We start from the raw sequence: 14,394 nt of genomic DNA on the forward strand, positions 1-14,394 counted from the left end.
GTGTTCAGTGCGCGCTGTATAGTTCAGTTCATGCTGACTATTACTTCGCGTCTCGACGTGATGAACCGCCTGGGTCGCGCACTGGCCGACCCCACTCGATCCCGGATCATCTTGACCCTGCTCGACCATCCCGCTTACCCGGCGGAACTGGCCCGAGATCTGGACCTGACACGCCCGAACGTGTCCAACCACCTGGCATGCCTGCGCGATTGCGGGATCGTCGTCTCCGAGCCCGAGGGTCGTCGGACACGATATGAGATCGCCGATTCGCACCTGGCGCAGGCGCTGACGGCACTGGTCGATGCCACCCTGGCAGTGGACGAAGACGCCCCGTGCATCGATCCCGCCTGCTCGCTTCCCGGATGCGACGCAGCTGGGGAGGGCGCATGATCCTCACCTCGGTCTTGCAGGCGATGGGCCTGTTCGCAGCGACCAACATCGACGACATCATCGTGCTCTCCCTCTTCTTCGCGCGAGGGGCAGGCCAGCGCGGCACTACCGCCCGCATTCTGGCCGGCCAGTACCTCGGATTCGCCGGCATCCTCGGTGCCGCGGTCCTGGTGACCATCGGTGCCGGAGCATTCCTGCCCTCGGCAGCCATCCCGTACTTCGGTCTCATCCCTCTGGGCCTCGGCCTCTGGGCCGCATGGCAGGCCTGGCGCGGAGACGATGACGACGATGACGACGAGGCCAAGGTTGCCGGCAAGAAGGTCGGCGTGTGGACAGTCGCAGGCGTCACCCTTGCCAACGGCGGCGACAACATCGGCGTCTACACCCCTGTCTTCCTCAGCGTGGAACCTCTCGCAGTAGTCGCCTACTGCATCGTCTTCCTCGCGCTCGTCGCGGTCCTGGTGGCCCTGGCAAAGTTCGTCGCCACCCGCCCCCCGATCGCCGAAGTGCTCGAACGCTGGGAGCACATCCTCTTCCCCATCGTTCTCATCGGCCTCGGCATCGTGATCCTCGTCAGCGGCGGAGCCTTCGGACTCTGACGTAGCGGCAGCGATCCAAACGGCCCCGACCGGGCGCACCCCTCTCGGTTCAGACCGCGACACCTACCTGCAGCCAGTCCTGTGTGATCGCGGCAACAAGACCGCCACGGAGCGCTGCAAAAACCCCGCCACCAAGCGAACGAAGCCACACCGCTACAACGCCTCACCCGGATGGGTCTCGAAACTCATCGCCCGCTGGCGAATCGAAGGCGACGCCGCCTTAGAACCCCGCTCCCGGAAACCGCACTCGACCCCGAACGCGATCGACCCCGCCACGGTCGAGCTCATCGTGGCCCTGCGACGCGAGCTGACCGAGAAAGGCCTTGATGCCGGCGCCCACACCATCCGCTGGCACCTTGAACACCACCACGGCATCCACGTCTCACCGGCAACGATCTGGCGCACCCTGAACCGGCAGCAGCTCATCACCCCGGAACCGAAAAAGCGCCCGAAGTCGTCCTACATCCGCTTTGAAGCATCCCTGCCCAACGAGTGCTGGCAGTCAGACTTCACCCACTACCGCCTCGCAGGCGGCCAAGACACGCAAATTCTGACCTGGCTAGACGACTGCACCCGCTACACGATCTCCCTCACCGCCCACCAGGCAGTCACCACCCCGATCGTCGTTGCAACCTTCCGCGACGCCTGCGCCACGCACGGTGAACCCGCATCAACGCTGACCGATAACGGCATGGTCTTCACCGTCAAACACTCCGGATTCGGGCGCCGCGGCGGCCGGAACGCCTTCGAAACAGAACTCCGTAACCGCAGCATCGTGCAGAAAAACGGCTCCCCCTCGCACCCCCAAACCCAAGGCAAAGTCGAACGGTTCCAACAAACACTGAAGAACTGGCTCCGCGCAAAAACTGCCCAGCCCGAAACGGTCGACGAGCTGCAGCAGCTGCTCGACGAGTTCGCCGACGAATACAACCACCACCGCCCCCACCGGTCGCTGCCGCACCACGCAACACCCGCCGCCCGCTACGAAGCACTCCCCAAAGCCGCACCCACCACCGGCATCAGAGACCGCGACAACCACACCCGGATCCGGCACGACAAAGTCGACAAAACCGGCTGCATCACCCTGCGCATCGCCAGCCGAATGCACCACATCGGCATCAGCCGAACCTACGCAGGAACCCACGTCCTCGTACTCGTCAACGACCTCGACGTCACCATCATCAACGCCGCCACCGGAGAACTACTCCGCGAACTCACCATCGACACCAGCCGCGACTATCAACCCACCGGCCGACCCAAAGGCCCCCAAAAACGCAGGAAACCCCCGAACCAATAGGTTCGAGGGTTTCCTATGTCCTGAGACAGGACAATGGCGGTGACGGTGGGATTTGAACCCACGGTAGGGGGTTACCCTACACAACTTTTCGAGAGTTGCACCTTCGGCCGCTCGGACACGTCACCGCGGACGAGTGTAGTACAGCCACGCGGCTGGGTCGAAACGGGCGAGGAAGGCGCGAGGGCAGCATCCGCGGCCCGCCGCGCGCAGCGCCCGTCGCTACGATGCGACCTGTGACCTGGAGCCCGCGCACCCCCTTCGTGCGCCGCCGCGTCGCCGAGTGGCGGCGCCGGGCCGACGAGTCGGGCGACCTGCTTTACGTCGCACTCGGCGACTCGGCCGCCCTCGGGGTCGGCACCCGCGACCTCGACGCCAGCTACGTCGGCCTCGCCGCCCACCGCCTGCAGCGCCTGTCGTTTCGCACGGTGCGTGTCGTGAACCTCGCCCGCTATGGAGCCCGCGCCGACGACGTGCTCGACCGGCAGCTCGACCTCCTGGTCGAGGTCGAGCGCGAGGCCGGCCGCCCCGCCGACATGGTGACCCTCGACATCGGCGGCAACGACGCCGGCCGCACGCCCGCCGACGACGTCGACGCGCGCGTCCGGGCGATCGTGGGCCGCCTGCCCCCGCACACGATCGTTGCCGACCTGCCGTGCTTCCATTTCGGCGAGCGCGAATGGGATGCCCGGCGCATCTCCCAGACGATCGCCGACGCCGTTCACACGGCCGGCCTCGCGTTCGCGCCCCTGCACCGCGTCACCGAGTACCGGCGCGGCTGGGGGTCGTTCCCCGACTTCTCGTGGGACCAGTTCCATCCGAGCCGACTCGGATACCGGGTGTGGGACTCCGCATACGCCGGAGCGGTCGCCCGGCGGGCGCGCGCACTGCGCCCCGATGTCGGTGGTCACGCTTAGCCTTGCTCTCATGGCTCGCACCACCGCAAATTTCCGCTGCACCGAGTGCGGGTGGACGACCCTCAAGTGGGCTGGCCGCTGCGGCGAATGTCAGCAGTGGGGCACCATCGTCGAGGCGGATGCTCCCTCGCGGCAGACAGCGCCCGCGCGCGTTCCCGAGGCGCGCGCCGCCCGCCCCATCACCGAGATCGAGCAAGGCGAGCAGAGCCACACCCCGACCACCATCGGCGAGTTTGACCGCGTGCTCGGCGGCGGTGTCGTGCCGGGCGCCGCGATTCTGCTCTCGGGCGAGCCGGGTGTTGGCAAGTCGACGCTGTTGCTCGAGGTGGCCGCGCGGGCCGCGCGATCGGGGCAGCGCGTGCTGTACGTCAGCGCCGAAGAGTCGGTCGCGCAGGTGCGGTTGCGCGCCGGCCGCACGGGTGCGCTCAGCGAGAACCTCTACCTCGCGAGTGAGACCGACCTCGCCACGATCCTCGGCCAGCTCGACGACGTGAAGCCGAGCCTGCTGATCGTCGACTCGGTTCAGACGGTGGCCTCCTCCCTCATCGACGGGCTCGCCGGCGGCGTCGCGCAGGTGCGCGAGGTCGCGGCCACACTCATCCGGGTCGCGAAAGAACGCGCCCTGCCCGTGCTGCTCGTCGGTCACGTCACGAAAGACGGCACGATCGCCGGGCCGCGCATGTTGGAACACCTCGTCGACGTCGTCTGCCAGTTCGAGGGCGACCGGCAGACGTCGCTGCGCTTTGTACGCGCGCTCAAGAACCGTTTCGGCCCCACCGACGAGGTGGGCTGCTTCGCGATGACGGGCGACGGCATCGCCGAGGTCGCCGACCCGAGCGAGCTGTTCCGCTCGCACATCACGACGCCCGTCAGCGGGACCTGCGTGGCCATCGCCCTCGAAGGGCGTCGCGCCCTGCCCGTCGAAGTGCAGGCACTTGTCGTCGCCAGCTCGGCCCCGCAGCCGCGCCGGGTCGTGAACGGCGTCGACTCCTCCCGCGTCGCCATGCTGCTCGCCGTGCTCGAACGACGCTGCGGCATCGCTCTGTCGACGTACGACGTGTACGTGTCGACGGTGGGCGGCATCCGCCTCACCGAGCCGGGGGCCGACCTCGCGATCGCGCTGGCGATCGCGAGCGCCCGCCGCGACAAAGCGCTCGACTCGCGCCTCGCCGCCGTCGGCGAGATCAGCCTCGCCGGTGAGATCCGCGGCGTGACCTCAGCGTCGCAGCGGGCCGCCGAGGCGAAGCGCCTCGGCTACACGACCCTCGTCGACGCGGGCGCGGTGCACCTGCGCGAGGCGGTGCGCCAGGCGTTCGCCTCGGCCCGTGACGAAAAGGTTGACATCCCCGAGTTCTAGGGCCTGGCGCTAGTTGTCGGCGTCGCCAGCCGCGTCGGTGTCGCCAGCCACAGCATCCACATCGAGACGCAGCGCGTCGAGCACGTCCTGCGGGTTCGCCTGCATCGAGTGCGGGCCGGCGAGGTCGAACCACACCGCCTCGAGGCCCTCGATGTTCTGCTCGAGGAAGTCGCGCAGCGTCGGCCCGTCGTACGCGAGAAAGCGGTGCGCGGGCTCCTGCGGCACCATCTCGACGTACCGCTCGGGCGCCGAAAACAGCAGTAGCATGAACTTCTCGGCACCCTCGGCCCGAAACACCCGAATCTGATCGGGCCCGCTTCCCGGCAGTAGCGGCATCACGACCCAGTCGTTGCGCAGCGCGAACGCGACCGCCGCCGTGTCCTGGCGCTCAAGCGCGGCGGCCAGCTGCTGGTCTTCCGGAACCCGGTGCGCCGGCAACCCACGCTTCATCTTCGGGCCAGCCCCTCGCTTCGGTGCGGCCCCCGACTTCGACTTCTTCTTCGGCATCCCGACAAGCCTACGCGGGCACCCCGCCTCCCGATGGGACCCCTGAACGTGCGCTTACGACACCACCGTGCGTATGCGCGCACGTCTTTGTCGCAATCGCACGTCCGTAGCGGTGCAGACCCGAAAGTGGAGGCGCACGCCGACGCTCGCGCGCCGACGGGGCTCAGGATGCTCGGCTCAGTTGAGCAGGAACGGCCGGTCGCCGTCGCCCTCGAGCCCGCCGATCGTCACGCTCAGGCGGTACGTTGCGCCGCCGGCGGTGACGGGCGAACGCTGCACATCGCACACCCCGGGCTCGCTACGCGTGCGGTTCCACGGGATCGGGGTGGTCGCCCGCTCGACACCGGGCTCCAACACGATCGACGCGGCGACCGCATCGACCTGGCAGTCACGCGACGACCAGACGCGGTCGGCGCCCGACGTGATCAGAAACTCTTGCACGTCGCTGCCCGCCTCCATGGTGCAGGAGGTCGTGCCCGTATTCAGCAGTGTCAACGACAACTGTGGCTGCGATTCGGCGCTGTACCCCTCGGCATCGGTCACCGGCGTGACCTGCACCTGCTCGGCCGTGCACGCACCCGGTGCGCCATCGACGCCGGGGGCCGCCTCGCCGCTACCCGTGCCTGCGTCCTCCGCGACAGCCTCAAGGTCGGTCTGCTCATCCTCGACGACAGCCGCGTCCGAGGCGGCAGGCGCGGGCTCACCGGCACCGGTCGGTTCGGCCGTTCCGGGGCGCACGACGATCAGCACGATGACGATGATCACGGCGAGAAGGCCGAGACCAACGATGGCGCGACGCCGCCAGTACACGCTCGGCGGCTGCGGTCCGACGGGGTGGCGCAGGCTCGACATGGCGCGAGAGTACCGCCGCAACGGCCGCACACCCGCCAGCACCCGCCGCGAGCGCCGCGACTCTCAGCGCGCCAAAAGGGTCAGCTGCGCCCGCACCGAGCCGAACGAGCTACAGCGTCTTCAGCATGCGGGTGTTGCCGAGCGTGTTCGGCTTCACCCGCGAGAGGTCGAGAAACTCGGCCACACCCTCGTCGGACGAGTGCAGCAACTCGACGTACACGTCGGGGTCGACGACGAGCTGGTCGTCGATCGGTTCGAAGCCGTGCCGGCCAAAGAAGTCAACCTCGAAGGTCAGGCAGAACAGCCGGTGCAGGCCGAGCGCCCGCGCCTCGTACTCGAGGTAGGTGATGAGCGCATGCCCGACGCCGCGGCCGAGCCAGTCAGACCGCACGGCGAGCGTGCGCACCTCGCCCAGGTCTTCCCACATGACGTGCAGGGCGCCACAGCCGATCACTTCGCCGGCGTCGTCGACGGCGACCGCGAACTCTTGCAGTGACTCGAACAGCACGACGAGCTCTTTGCCGAGCAGGATGCGCTGCTGCACGAGCGGCTCCACCAGCTCCTTGATGGCACGCACGTCTCCGGTGCGCGCGCGGCGCACTTCGAACCCCAGGGCGGTCATGGCGACCAGCCTAGGGCCGCGCCCCCGCCAACGAGAACCGGCCCCGTGCATCCGAAAAATGGATGCGCGGGGCCGGTCGCAAGATGCGTCTTACGGCAGCAGCACGCGGTCGATCGTGTGGATGATGCCGTTTGAGGCGACGATGTCGGACGCTTTCCGGACGATCTTCGGGTCGGCGAGCTCGCCGCCATCGCGCAGGTTGACGCCCTGCACGCGAATGGTCTCGCCCGTGAGGGTGGTGAGGGTCTTCGCCTGGACGGCCTGAGTGAAGGTGGCCGCTCCGGGTACCACGTGGTAGAGCACGATGTCGGTAACGCCCTCGACGCCGGCGACGATGCCAAACGCCTCTTCCTCGCTCGCGGGACGCTCGCCCGTGAGGTCGGTGGCGAGCCGCATGAACGCCTCGTCGTTCGGGGCGAACACGGTGAGGTCGGCGTCCGCGGCGGCGAGAGCGTCAACCAGCTCGAGGGCAACGACAGCACTCACCAGGATGTCGTAGTCGTTGCCGTTGTCATCGAATGCGCCGATGCCACCGGATGCTCCGACCGCGACGTCGACGATGGTTCCGGGGCCGTCGTGGCCGTCGGCGACGGCGGGCGAGACGGTGCCCAAAGCGAGGGCTGCGGCTGCGATGCCGGCGAGGGCGAACTGCTTCTTCATTGAGGTTCCTCCGCGATCGTGGGACACCCCAGTGATGCCCCCCCCCCCCCCCCCAAATGAGGGTGACAAGACCTGTCCGCCCCGACAAGGGCGCGCGGCCCCCTCGCAGTTGCCGTGCGGCGTCTTCGCGGCGCACCTCCAGCAAGCGGCGACGCGTGGCAGGGGTTATCCCCACATTTCTTCCGCGAGCCAGCCCGTGCGCACGCTCGCCCTACGGTGCTTTCGTGATCAGAAGAAGAATCCTCGTAAGCGGCACGGTCGTCCTGTCCCTCTTGGTGAGCGCCGGCTGCGTAAGTGGAAATACAGAACTCCGAGAGCTTGCCCACGCGACGACCATTGACGCCCAGGAAGCGTGGCGGGTGGAAACCACCCCCGTAGGTACGCCTCGCGTGGTCGACGACACCGTCCTGTCATACTTCGTGAAAGACGACATGCTCTGGGTCGGAGCGTGGGACACCCAAAACGGACACGAACGTTGGCGCGCTCTCGCGCATCCGGGATGGTTCGCGGGCGGCATCACGCGAAGCGTTGACCTTGTTGAGACGCAAGGCACGAGCGTGGTGGCCCATTTCGCACCGTCGAGCAATGAACGCATTCTTGAGTTCCACCTTCGAGACCCCCGCACCGGTGAGGCATTGGACTTTGGGATTCAGGGCATCCGAAGCATGGCCCTCCCCAAGGAGTGCGACCAGCCTGACGGCGGAGTGTGCATCTTCGGGAGCACGCTCGAACTCAACGGCAACTCCCACGACATCGTTCGTTTCGACCTGGAGACCCGGGAGACGAGCATCGTCGACCCTCCCGAAAATCAAGCGCCCGCGACCTCGTTCACAGAATCGCTGTCTTGGGAAGGAGGCGAGACAGTCGCGGACGACGTGTTGGTCTTCCGAGACGGGAAGACAGAGCTTTGGCGCCGAAGCTTTTCGGATGTTTTTGGCTCGGGGTACTCACCGCGCGCGGGTTGGGAGTGGTCCGAACGGGATGGCATGGTCATCGGAACCGGCGCCTACTGGGGCGACAACCCGGACGAGGCCCACTCATCGGTCAGGTCCCTCGAGGAGGCCGCCACCGTCGCGCTGGATGCAGAGACGGGCAACACGCTATGGAAGGTGGAGGCCGCTACGACGTGCCAATCATCTGCCCCGCTCAGAACGAAGAACGACCTCCTCACGTTGTGTCGCATCTTCTCCGGTGAGGCTCACCTCATGGAGACCGACGACGATGAGTATCGAATCGAGAACCTCGACGCAGAACTGATCGCAGTCGACCGGGTGACGGGTGAGGTTGAGTGGAGCCGGCCTTTGCTGGCCGATGAATCCAGCATCGTCGCGGAGGACAAATCTTTCGCGCCGCCGACAACCCACGGTGCTCTGCGACAAGTCGGGGGAGAAATCGACCTCGTTGACTTCGAGTCGGGAGACGCCGTTCGATTGCCCAATTCGACGGTTCTTGCGTGCGAATTCAGCAGGCAGATCGCGTCCCCGGAAACCTTCTCGGCATTCGACTACTTCAGCGCTGGCGATGCCGCGCGCGCCTGTTCACCCGACGGACGCGAGGTCAGCCGCTGGAGCGAAGGAGCAGTCCAACTTGCCGGCACGCGCGCGAATGGCGACGTGTGGGTCGTCAGCGAAAGCGACGGTCTCGTCGGTTTCGTCATCGACCACCCGGCGACCGAGCCCGCCGCGGCGGAGTGAGTTCTGACTGAGCCCCCGTAACAAACGAGAACCGGCCCCGCGCATCCCCCATTCGGATGCGCGGGGCCGGTAATCGTGGGCCCGGTCGCGTTAGTCGGCGGCCGGCAACTCCGGAGCTGCGACGGTCGGGCCGGCCTCGACGGCGGCCAGCTCGCGCTGCGTCGTCGTGAACACGAACTCGCCCGCGACGTAGTCGACGGCGATGTGGTCGCCCGACTTCAGGCGGCCGTGGAGGATCTCCTCCGACAGGCTGTCCTCAATCTCGGCCTGCACAGCGCGGCGCAGCGGTCGGGCACCGAGCGTCGGGTCCCAGCCGACCTTGATGAGCTGCTCCTTCGCGGCCTGCGACACCTCGATCGACATGTCGCGGTCGAGCAGACGGTCGCGCAGTCGCTTGATGAACAGGTCGACAATCTGCAGCAGCTCGTCCTGGTTCAGCTGCGGGAAGACGATCGTGTCGTCGACGCGGTTCAAGAACTCGGGCTTGAAGTGCTTCTTCAGCTCTTCGACGACCTTGGCCCGCATCGCGGTGTACGACGCCTCGGTGTTGCCCTCGATCGTGAAGCCGACCGGGCCCCCCGTGATGTCCTTCGTGCCGAGGTTGGTCGTCATGATGATGACCGTGTTCTTGAAGTCGACGACGCGACCCTGACCGTCGGTCAGGCGACCCTCTTCGAGCACCTGCAACAGCGAGTTGAAGATGTCGGGGTGCGCCTTCTCGATCTCGTCGAAGAGCACGACGCTGAACGGCTTGCGGCGCACCTTCTCGGTGAGCTGGCCGCCCTCTTCGAAGCCGACGAAGCCGGGAGGGGCTCCGAACAGGCGCGAAACGGTGTGCTTCTCGCCGTACTCCGACATGTCGAGCGAGATCAGCGCATCCTCGTCGTCGAACAGGAATTCGGCGAGCGCCTTCGCGAGCTCGGTCTTACCGACACCCGTGGGGCCGGCGAAGATGAACGAGCCGGAGGGGCGCTTCGGGTCTTTCAGACCCGCACGCGTGCGGCGGATCGTCTTCGCGAGAGCCGCGATGGCCTCGTTCTGACCGATGACGCGCTGGTGCAGCGCCTTCTCCATGAAGATGAGTCGGCTCGACTCTTCCTCGGTGAGCTTGAACACCGGAATGCCGGTGGCCTGCGCGAGCACCTCGGCGATGACGCCCTCGTCGACGGTGCCGCCCGCGGCGACCTCGCCGGCACGCCACTGCTTCTCGAGGCGAAGGCGCTCACCGAGCAGCTTCTTCTCTTCGTCGCGGAGCGACGCGGCCTTCTCGAAGTCTTGACCCTCGATCGCCTCCTCCTTCTGCGTGCGCACGGCGGCGATCTTGTCGTCGAACTCGCGCAGCTCGGGCGGGGCCGACAGGATCGACAGACGCAGGCGCGCCCCGGCCTCGTCGATCAGGTCGATGGCCTTGTCGGGCAGGAAGCGGTCTTGCACGTAACGGTCGGCGAGGTTCACGGCGGCGACGACCGCACCGTCGGTGATCGACACCTTGTGGAAGGCCTCGTACTTGTCGCGCAGACCTTTAAGGATGTTGATGGCGTGCGGAATGGCCGGTTCGTTGACCATGACGGGCTGGAAGCGGCGCTCGAGGGCAGCATCCTTCTCGAAGTGCTTGCGGTACTCGTTGAGCGTGGTCGCACCGATGGTCTGCAGCTCACCGCGGGCGAGCAACGGCTTCAGGATGCTCGCGGCGTCGATCGCGCCCTCAGCGGCACCGGCGCCAACAAGCGTGTGGATCTCGTCGATGAAGACGATGATGTCGCCGCGCGTGCGGATCTCTTTCGTGACCTTCTTCAGGCGCTCTTCGAAGTCACCGCGGTAGCGGCTACCAGCGATGAGCGAGCCGAGGTCGAGCGAGTAGAGCTGCTTGTCTTTGAGCGTCTCGGGCACCTCACCCTTGACGATGGCCTGGGCGAGGCCCTCGACGACGGCGGTCTTGCCGACGCCGGGCTCACCGATCAGCACGGGGTTGTTCTTCGAGCGGCGCGAGAGGATCTGCATGACCCGCTCGGCCTCCTTCTCGCGGCCGATGACCGGGTCGAGCTTGCCTTCGCGCGCGGCGGCGGTGAGGTTGCGGCCGAACTGGTCGAGCACCTGCGAGCCCTTGTCGCTCGAGGTCGACTCGCCACCGACGGCGACGGCCTCCTTGCCCTGGTAACCGCTCAGCAGTTGAATTACCTGCTGACGCACCTTGTTCAGGTCGGCGCCGAGCTTGACGAGCACCTGGGCGGCGACGCCCTCGCCCTCGCGAATGAGGCCGAGCAGAATGTGCTCGGTGCCGATGTAGTTGTGGCCGAGCTGCAGGGCCTCGCGAAGCGACAGCTCGAGCACCTTCTTGGCGCGCGGCGTGAACGGGATGTGCCCCGTCGGCTGCTGCTGGCCCTGGCCGATGATGTCTTGCACCTGCTCGCGCACAGAGTCGAGCGAAATGCCGAGAGACTCGAGCGCCTTGGCAGCGACGCCCTCACCCTCGTGAATCAGCCCGAGCAGAATGTGCTCGGTGCCGATGTAGTTGTGGTTGAGCATCTTGGCCTCTTCTTGGGCCAGCACGACAACCCGACGGGCTCGGTCGGTAAAGCGTTCGAACATCTCGCAACTCCTCACGGTGGCGGGAATGGGGTGCCTCCGGTACATCGAGGGTAACCACGGGGGCTCCCGCATCCTGCCCCTGTTCGCCGTGGGCGTGACGGGGTTCGGCGCCCTCACAGAAACCCCTTGACCGGATGCACGCGGCCGGGCTAACTTATCGACATTCGTTAATAACGACTATCGATAAGGAAGCCGATGTCTTCGCCCACCGCCGCCGCACCTGACCGCCGCCTGCCGTCGCGGGGTGATCGCGGCGCCATCCTCGTGTTCGTCGGCGCAGGAGCCGTCATCGCCCTCGCCTACGTCGTCGCCGCCGTGCTGCGGATCGCCGAGCTCGTGTCGCAGCCGAGCGTCAGCGTGCCCGCCGCCTTCAACGGCGACCGCGCGCAGCTGCCTATCGGGCCGGGCGGCGAGCTCATCGAGGTGCAGGTGACCGAGGCGATCATCACGACGAGCTCGCTCGACCCGATCTCGCTCGGCGCCCTCATCACGGGCGTCGTCGTCACGACACTCGCCGTCATCGCCCTCGTCGCCTGCCTCATCGCCCTGAGCCTCGGTGTGCGCCGCGGCGAGATCTTCTCCCGCCGCAACACCCGCCTCGCGGGCGGCGCCGCCGCAGCCGGCCTCGTTGCGGCGGCCGCCGACCCGTTCTTCCGCACCATGGGATCGAACGGAGCCTTCGCCGCGATCTCGAACGGCGACTTCGACAACGTGATCTTCACCGCCGAACCGTTCACGTTCATCCTGGCCGCCTTCGCGATCGCGATCATCGGCTCGGCGTTCAGCGTCGGCGAGCGCCTGCAGCGCGACACGGAGGGGCTCGTCTGATGGATCCGTTCATCCTTGTGCTCGTCGTCATGCTCGGCTTTGTCGTGCTGATGATTGCCGACTCGCGCCGCCGCAAGGACGAATCGGACCGCGCACCTCGGTTACCTCGCCTCGTTGCCTGGGGGTCAACTATCGGGGCGGGTGTTTCGGCACTCGTCGGCGTCGTCACCGTCGTTCTCGCAGTCGAGGGCGACCGCGTGACACTCGCCGTACCCGTAATTGTGAGGATCGAAGCGGTTCCCGATGACCTTCGGGCGATGACGGACGCGAACGTGACAAGCGGGCTTGCTCAGCAGACGCCAATCGCGCTGACTGTCGCCGGGCTAGACATGACGACTCGAGTGCTCGTCGCCCTGCACCTCGCCGCTCTTGCGGCGATCGCCATCACAGTGCTGCTCGTGATCGCACGGGCGGCCCGCCAATCGACCGCAGAGCTCCCCTTTTCTGGCGCACTCAGCCGGCTGCTGGTCATCAGCGGCGCCACTCTCGCGATCGGTGGCGTTGTCACACAGGTATTCAGCAATGCAGCTGGGATGCGCGTCCATGCGCAGCTTTTCGAATTGAGTCCCGCCGCGGCAGCAGGGTCGACGTACGTTTCTCCGACGTGGAGCTTCGAGCTGTGGCCGCTAGGAGTGGGGCTCGTCGTCATCGTCGTCGCACGCCTGGTCAGCTCCGGCGAGCGCCTGCAGCGCGACACGGAGGGCTTGGTCTGATGGCGCCCGCGGAATCCGATGACGAGGCCACGGGCATCCATTGTCGACTTGATGAGCTGCTCGCCGAGCGGGGCATGACGCTGACGAAGCTCAGCGAGCTCGTCGGCGTGAGCCTCGTCAACCTGTCGGTGCTGAAGAACGACCGGGCGCGGGCGATCCGCTTCTCGACGCTGCGGGCCATCTGCGAGGTGCTCGACTGCGAGGTCGGCGAGCTGCTCGTACTCGACGACTGAGCCGGCGACCGGGCTCAACCCTGCGCGCAGCGTCCCGCCGTGAGGCCGGTGATGCCCTCCGCCTCGAGCGCCCGCACGAACGCGGCGTCGTCGTCGGCCACCGCAGAGTCGGCGACGCCGTCGGCGCACCCGCCGAGCGTGGCCACCGCCTGCAGCTGCGCCGACGCGTAGGTCAGGTCGCTCCCGGCGGGAAGCACGTCGACCGCGGCCCGGAACACCTCGACAACGACCGGCCAGTCGTCCGACGCGGCGAGCTCGGCCCCCGTGCCGTACCAGCCCACCGAGGTGACGGTCGGCGCCACCACGATTCCCACACCCCGGATGCTCTCCGCCGTCGGCCAGGCAACCGGCGCGTCGGCGGGCAGCGCGCCCACGATGTCGCTCACGCGGTCATCGAGTCGCCCGAACGCGCTCAGGCCGGGAATCGTCCACGCCTCGTCGATCGCCGCCCACCCCGTTTCGGCGGATGCTGTCACCAGCTCGCGCAGCTCGGCCACCGTCACGATCGTGCGGGCATCCGCGAAGAGCTCGGCACGCGCACCCGCGACCGGATGGTCGGCGGGCCAGCTGATCGCGCGGCCCGTCGCGCCGGCATCGGTGACCTCGAGTTCGACCAGCAGCGGGGATGCGCTGGCGAGAGTCACCCAGCCCTCTATCTCGGCCCGATTCCACGCCGCCGCCTCGCGCGCCGACTCGGCGACGAGCGCGGCGCCATCCCAGACCACCAACACAGTGGGAAGACGGTCGGCAAAGACCTCCTGCTGCACTCCCTCGAGCGCCGTCTCGACGGCGTCGGCGGCGTCGGCCGGGGCCGCCGCAGGGTCGAGCACGAGGGTGACGTCGAGCGTGATGTCGGACAGCTCGTAGGCGCTCTCCACACTCTGCGTCGCGGGCGACGACTCGAGCGCGGTCGCGAGCTCGGCGGCGGCCGAGCTGACGGCGACCTCCTCGGAAACGAAGCCGACGCCGTCGTCGATGGCCGAGCATCCGGTTAGCGAGAGGGAGGCCAGCAGCGCGAGGGCGACGCCCGACGCGGCCCGGCCACGCGCGCGACGACGGCCGCGGCGAGGGCCCTGCGGGGTCGAGGTCGGCGGCACGGCGCGAGCCTACGTCAGCAGAATGCGCGCACCCTTGCGGCG

The 14,394-nt window shown here is 67.5% G+C and carries 15 protein-coding genes and 1 tRNA gene; 9 read left to right on the forward strand and 7 right to left on the reverse strand.

Going from position 1 to position 14,394, the window contains the following annotated elements; all coding sequences use genetic code 11:
- The first annotated feature begins 30 nt into the window (after window positions 1–30).
- From cmtR to EV141_RS10760, 3 genes are all read left to right on the forward strand, one after another.
- Window positions 31–390 (forward strand): Cd(II)/Pb(II)-sensing metalloregulatory transcriptional regulator CmtR, encoded by a 360-nt coding sequence (cmtR, locus tag EV141_RS10750; RefSeq protein ID WP_130485962.1) that lies wholly within the window; start codon window positions 31–33, stop codon window positions 388–390.
- Window positions 387–989 (forward strand): cadmium resistance transporter, encoded by a 603-nt coding sequence (locus EV141_RS10755; RefSeq protein WP_016997609.1) that lies wholly within the window; start codon window positions 387–389, stop codon window positions 987–989. The genes cmtR and EV141_RS10755 overlap by 4 nt, the downstream gene beginning before the upstream one ends.
- 79 nt (window positions 990–1,068) lie before the next feature.
- Complete coding sequence (locus EV141_RS10760; RefSeq protein ID WP_375880262.1) at window positions 1,069–2,286, forward strand: integrase core domain-containing protein; 1,218 nt, start codon at window positions 1,069–1,071, stop codon at window positions 2,284–2,286.
- A 34-nt stretch (window positions 2,287–2,320) separates the two neighbouring features.
- On the opposite strand, the gene EV141_RS10765 is transcribed toward EV141_RS10760, so the two are convergent.
- Window positions 2,321–2,411: transfer RNA gene (locus tag EV141_RS10765), tRNA-Ser, on the reverse strand.
- Window positions 2,412–2,519: 108 nt separating this feature from the next.
- On the opposite strand from EV141_RS10765, the gene EV141_RS10770 reads away from it, so the two are divergent.
- Together EV141_RS10770 and radA are read left to right on the forward strand one after the other, a co-directional pair.
- The gene (locus EV141_RS10770) at window positions 2,520–3,200 is read left to right on the forward strand and encodes an SGNH/GDSL hydrolase family protein (protein ID WP_157985547.1); all 681 of its coding nucleotides are present in this window, start codon (window positions 2,520–2,522) and stop codon (window positions 3,198–3,200) included.
- A gap of 10 nt (window positions 3,201–3,210) precedes the next feature.
- On the forward strand, window positions 3,211–4,557 hold the full coding sequence (gene radA / locus EV141_RS10775; protein WP_130485965.1) for a DNA repair protein RadA: 1,347 nt from the start codon (window positions 3,211–3,213) through the stop codon (window positions 4,555–4,557).
- A 9-nt stretch (window positions 4,558–4,566) separates the two neighbouring features.
- Here radA and EV141_RS10780 read toward each other — a convergent pair whose 3' ends face one another.
- The 4 genes from EV141_RS10780 to EV141_RS10795 form a co-directional block, all read right to left on the reverse strand.
- Window positions 4,567–5,064, reverse strand: a complete 498-nt coding sequence (locus tag EV141_RS10780; RefSeq protein WP_241969228.1) for a hypothetical protein — start codon at window positions 5,062–5,064, stop codon at window positions 4,567–4,569.
- A 177-nt stretch (window positions 5,065–5,241) separates the two neighbouring features.
- Complete coding sequence (locus EV141_RS10785; protein ID WP_130485966.1) at window positions 5,242–5,916, reverse strand: hypothetical protein; 675 nt, start codon at window positions 5,914–5,916, stop codon at window positions 5,242–5,244.
- Between the two features lie 109 nt (window positions 5,917–6,025).
- Window positions 6,026–6,538, reverse strand: a complete 513-nt coding sequence (locus tag EV141_RS10790; RefSeq protein ID WP_130485967.1) for an amino-acid N-acetyltransferase — start codon at window positions 6,536–6,538, stop codon at window positions 6,026–6,028.
- A 90-nt stretch (window positions 6,539–6,628) separates the two neighbouring features.
- Entirely contained in the window at window positions 6,629–7,198 is a 570-nt protein-coding gene (locus EV141_RS10795) for a fasciclin domain-containing protein (protein ID WP_130485968.1), read from the reverse strand.
- A 389-nt stretch (window positions 7,199–7,587) separates the two neighbouring features.
- On the opposite strand from EV141_RS10795, the gene EV141_RS10800 reads away from it, so the two are divergent.
- Window positions 7,588–8,892, forward strand: a complete 1,305-nt coding sequence (locus tag EV141_RS10800) for a PQQ-binding-like beta-propeller repeat protein (RefSeq protein WP_157985548.1) — start codon at window positions 7,588–7,590, stop codon at window positions 8,890–8,892.
- A gap of 90 nt (window positions 8,893–8,982) precedes the next feature.
- Here the strand turns inward: EV141_RS10800 and EV141_RS10805 are convergent, their stop codons facing one another.
- Window positions 8,983–11,481, reverse strand: a complete 2,499-nt coding sequence (locus EV141_RS10805) for an ATP-dependent Clp protease ATP-binding subunit (protein ID WP_130485970.1) — start codon at window positions 11,479–11,481, stop codon at window positions 8,983–8,985.
- A 195-nt stretch (window positions 11,482–11,676) separates the two neighbouring features.
- Here EV141_RS10805 and EV141_RS10810 point away from each other — a divergent pair, with 195 nt between their 5' ends.
- The 3 genes from EV141_RS10810 to EV141_RS10820 are packed head-to-tail and all read left to right on the forward strand — an operon-like array spanning window position 11,677 to window position 13,255.
- Window positions 11,677–12,309 carry a hypothetical protein gene (locus tag EV141_RS10810; protein ID WP_130485971.1) on the forward strand — a complete coding sequence of 211 codons (633 nt, stop codon included), beginning with the start codon at window positions 11,677–11,679 and terminating at the stop codon, window positions 12,307–12,309.
- Entirely contained in the window at window positions 12,309–13,022 is a 714-nt protein-coding gene (locus EV141_RS10815) for a hypothetical protein (protein ID WP_130485972.1), read from the forward strand. The genes EV141_RS10810 and EV141_RS10815 overlap by 1 nt, the downstream gene beginning before the upstream one ends.
- On the forward strand, window positions 13,022–13,255 hold the full coding sequence (locus EV141_RS10820) for a helix-turn-helix domain-containing protein (protein ID WP_130485973.1): 234 nt from the start codon (window positions 13,022–13,024) through the stop codon (window positions 13,253–13,255). The genes EV141_RS10815 and EV141_RS10820 overlap by 1 nt, the downstream gene beginning before the upstream one ends.
- Window positions 13,256–13,269: 14 nt before the next feature.
- Here EV141_RS10820 and EV141_RS10825 read toward each other — a convergent pair whose 3' ends face one another.
- Window positions 13,270–14,352, reverse strand: coding sequence for a hypothetical protein (locus tag EV141_RS10825; protein ID WP_130485974.1), 1,083 nt, complete (start codon window positions 14,350–14,352; stop codon window positions 13,270–13,272).
- Window positions 14,353–14,394 lie beyond the last annotated feature (42 nt).

Source organism: Microcella putealis (genome assembly GCF_004216575.1).
Lineage (GTDB): Bacteria > Actinomycetota > Actinomycetes > Actinomycetales > Microbacteriaceae > Microcella > Microcella putealis.

Excerpts from the sequence above, each read along its gene's own strand:
- EV141_RS10815 (WP_130485972.1), top strand. The coding sequence starts at position 12,309 with ATGGATCCGTTCATCCTTGTGCTCGTCGTCATGCTCGGCTTTGTCGTG.
- EV141_RS10790 (WP_130485967.1), bottom strand. The coding sequence starts at position 6,538 with ATGACCGCCCTGGGGTTCGAAGTGCGCCGCGCGCGCACCGGAGACGTG.
- radA (WP_130485965.1), top strand. The coding sequence starts at position 3,211 with ATGGCTCGCACCACCGCAAATTTCCGCTGCACCGAGTGCGGGTGGACG.
- EV141_RS10805 (WP_130485970.1), bottom strand. The coding sequence starts at position 11,481 with ATGTTCGAACGCTTTACCGACCGAGCCCGTCGGGTTGTCGTGCTGGCC.
- EV141_RS10810 (WP_130485971.1), top strand. The coding sequence starts at position 11,677 with ATGTCTTCGCCCACCGCCGCCGCACCTGACCGCCGCCTGCCGTCGCGG.
- EV141_RS10795 (WP_130485968.1), bottom strand. The coding sequence starts at position 7,198 with ATGAAGAAGCAGTTCGCCCTCGCCGGCATCGCAGCCGCAGCCCTCGCT.
- EV141_RS10785 (WP_130485966.1), bottom strand. The coding sequence starts at position 5,916 with ATGTCGAGCCTGCGCCACCCCGTCGGACCGCAGCCGCCGAGCGTGTAC.
- cmtR (WP_130485962.1), top strand. The coding sequence starts at position 31 with ATGCTGACTATTACTTCGCGTCTCGACGTGATGAACCGCCTGGGTCGC.
- EV141_RS10755 (WP_016997609.1), top strand. The coding sequence starts at position 387 with ATGATCCTCACCTCGGTCTTGCAGGCGATGGGCCTGTTCGCAGCGACC.
- EV141_RS10820 (WP_130485973.1), top strand. The coding sequence starts at position 13,022 with ATGGCGCCCGCGGAATCCGATGACGAGGCCACGGGCATCCATTGTCGA.
- EV141_RS10780 (WP_241969228.1), bottom strand. The coding sequence starts at position 5,064 with ATGCCGAAGAAGAAGTCGAAGTCGGGGGCCGCACCGAAGCGAGGGGCT.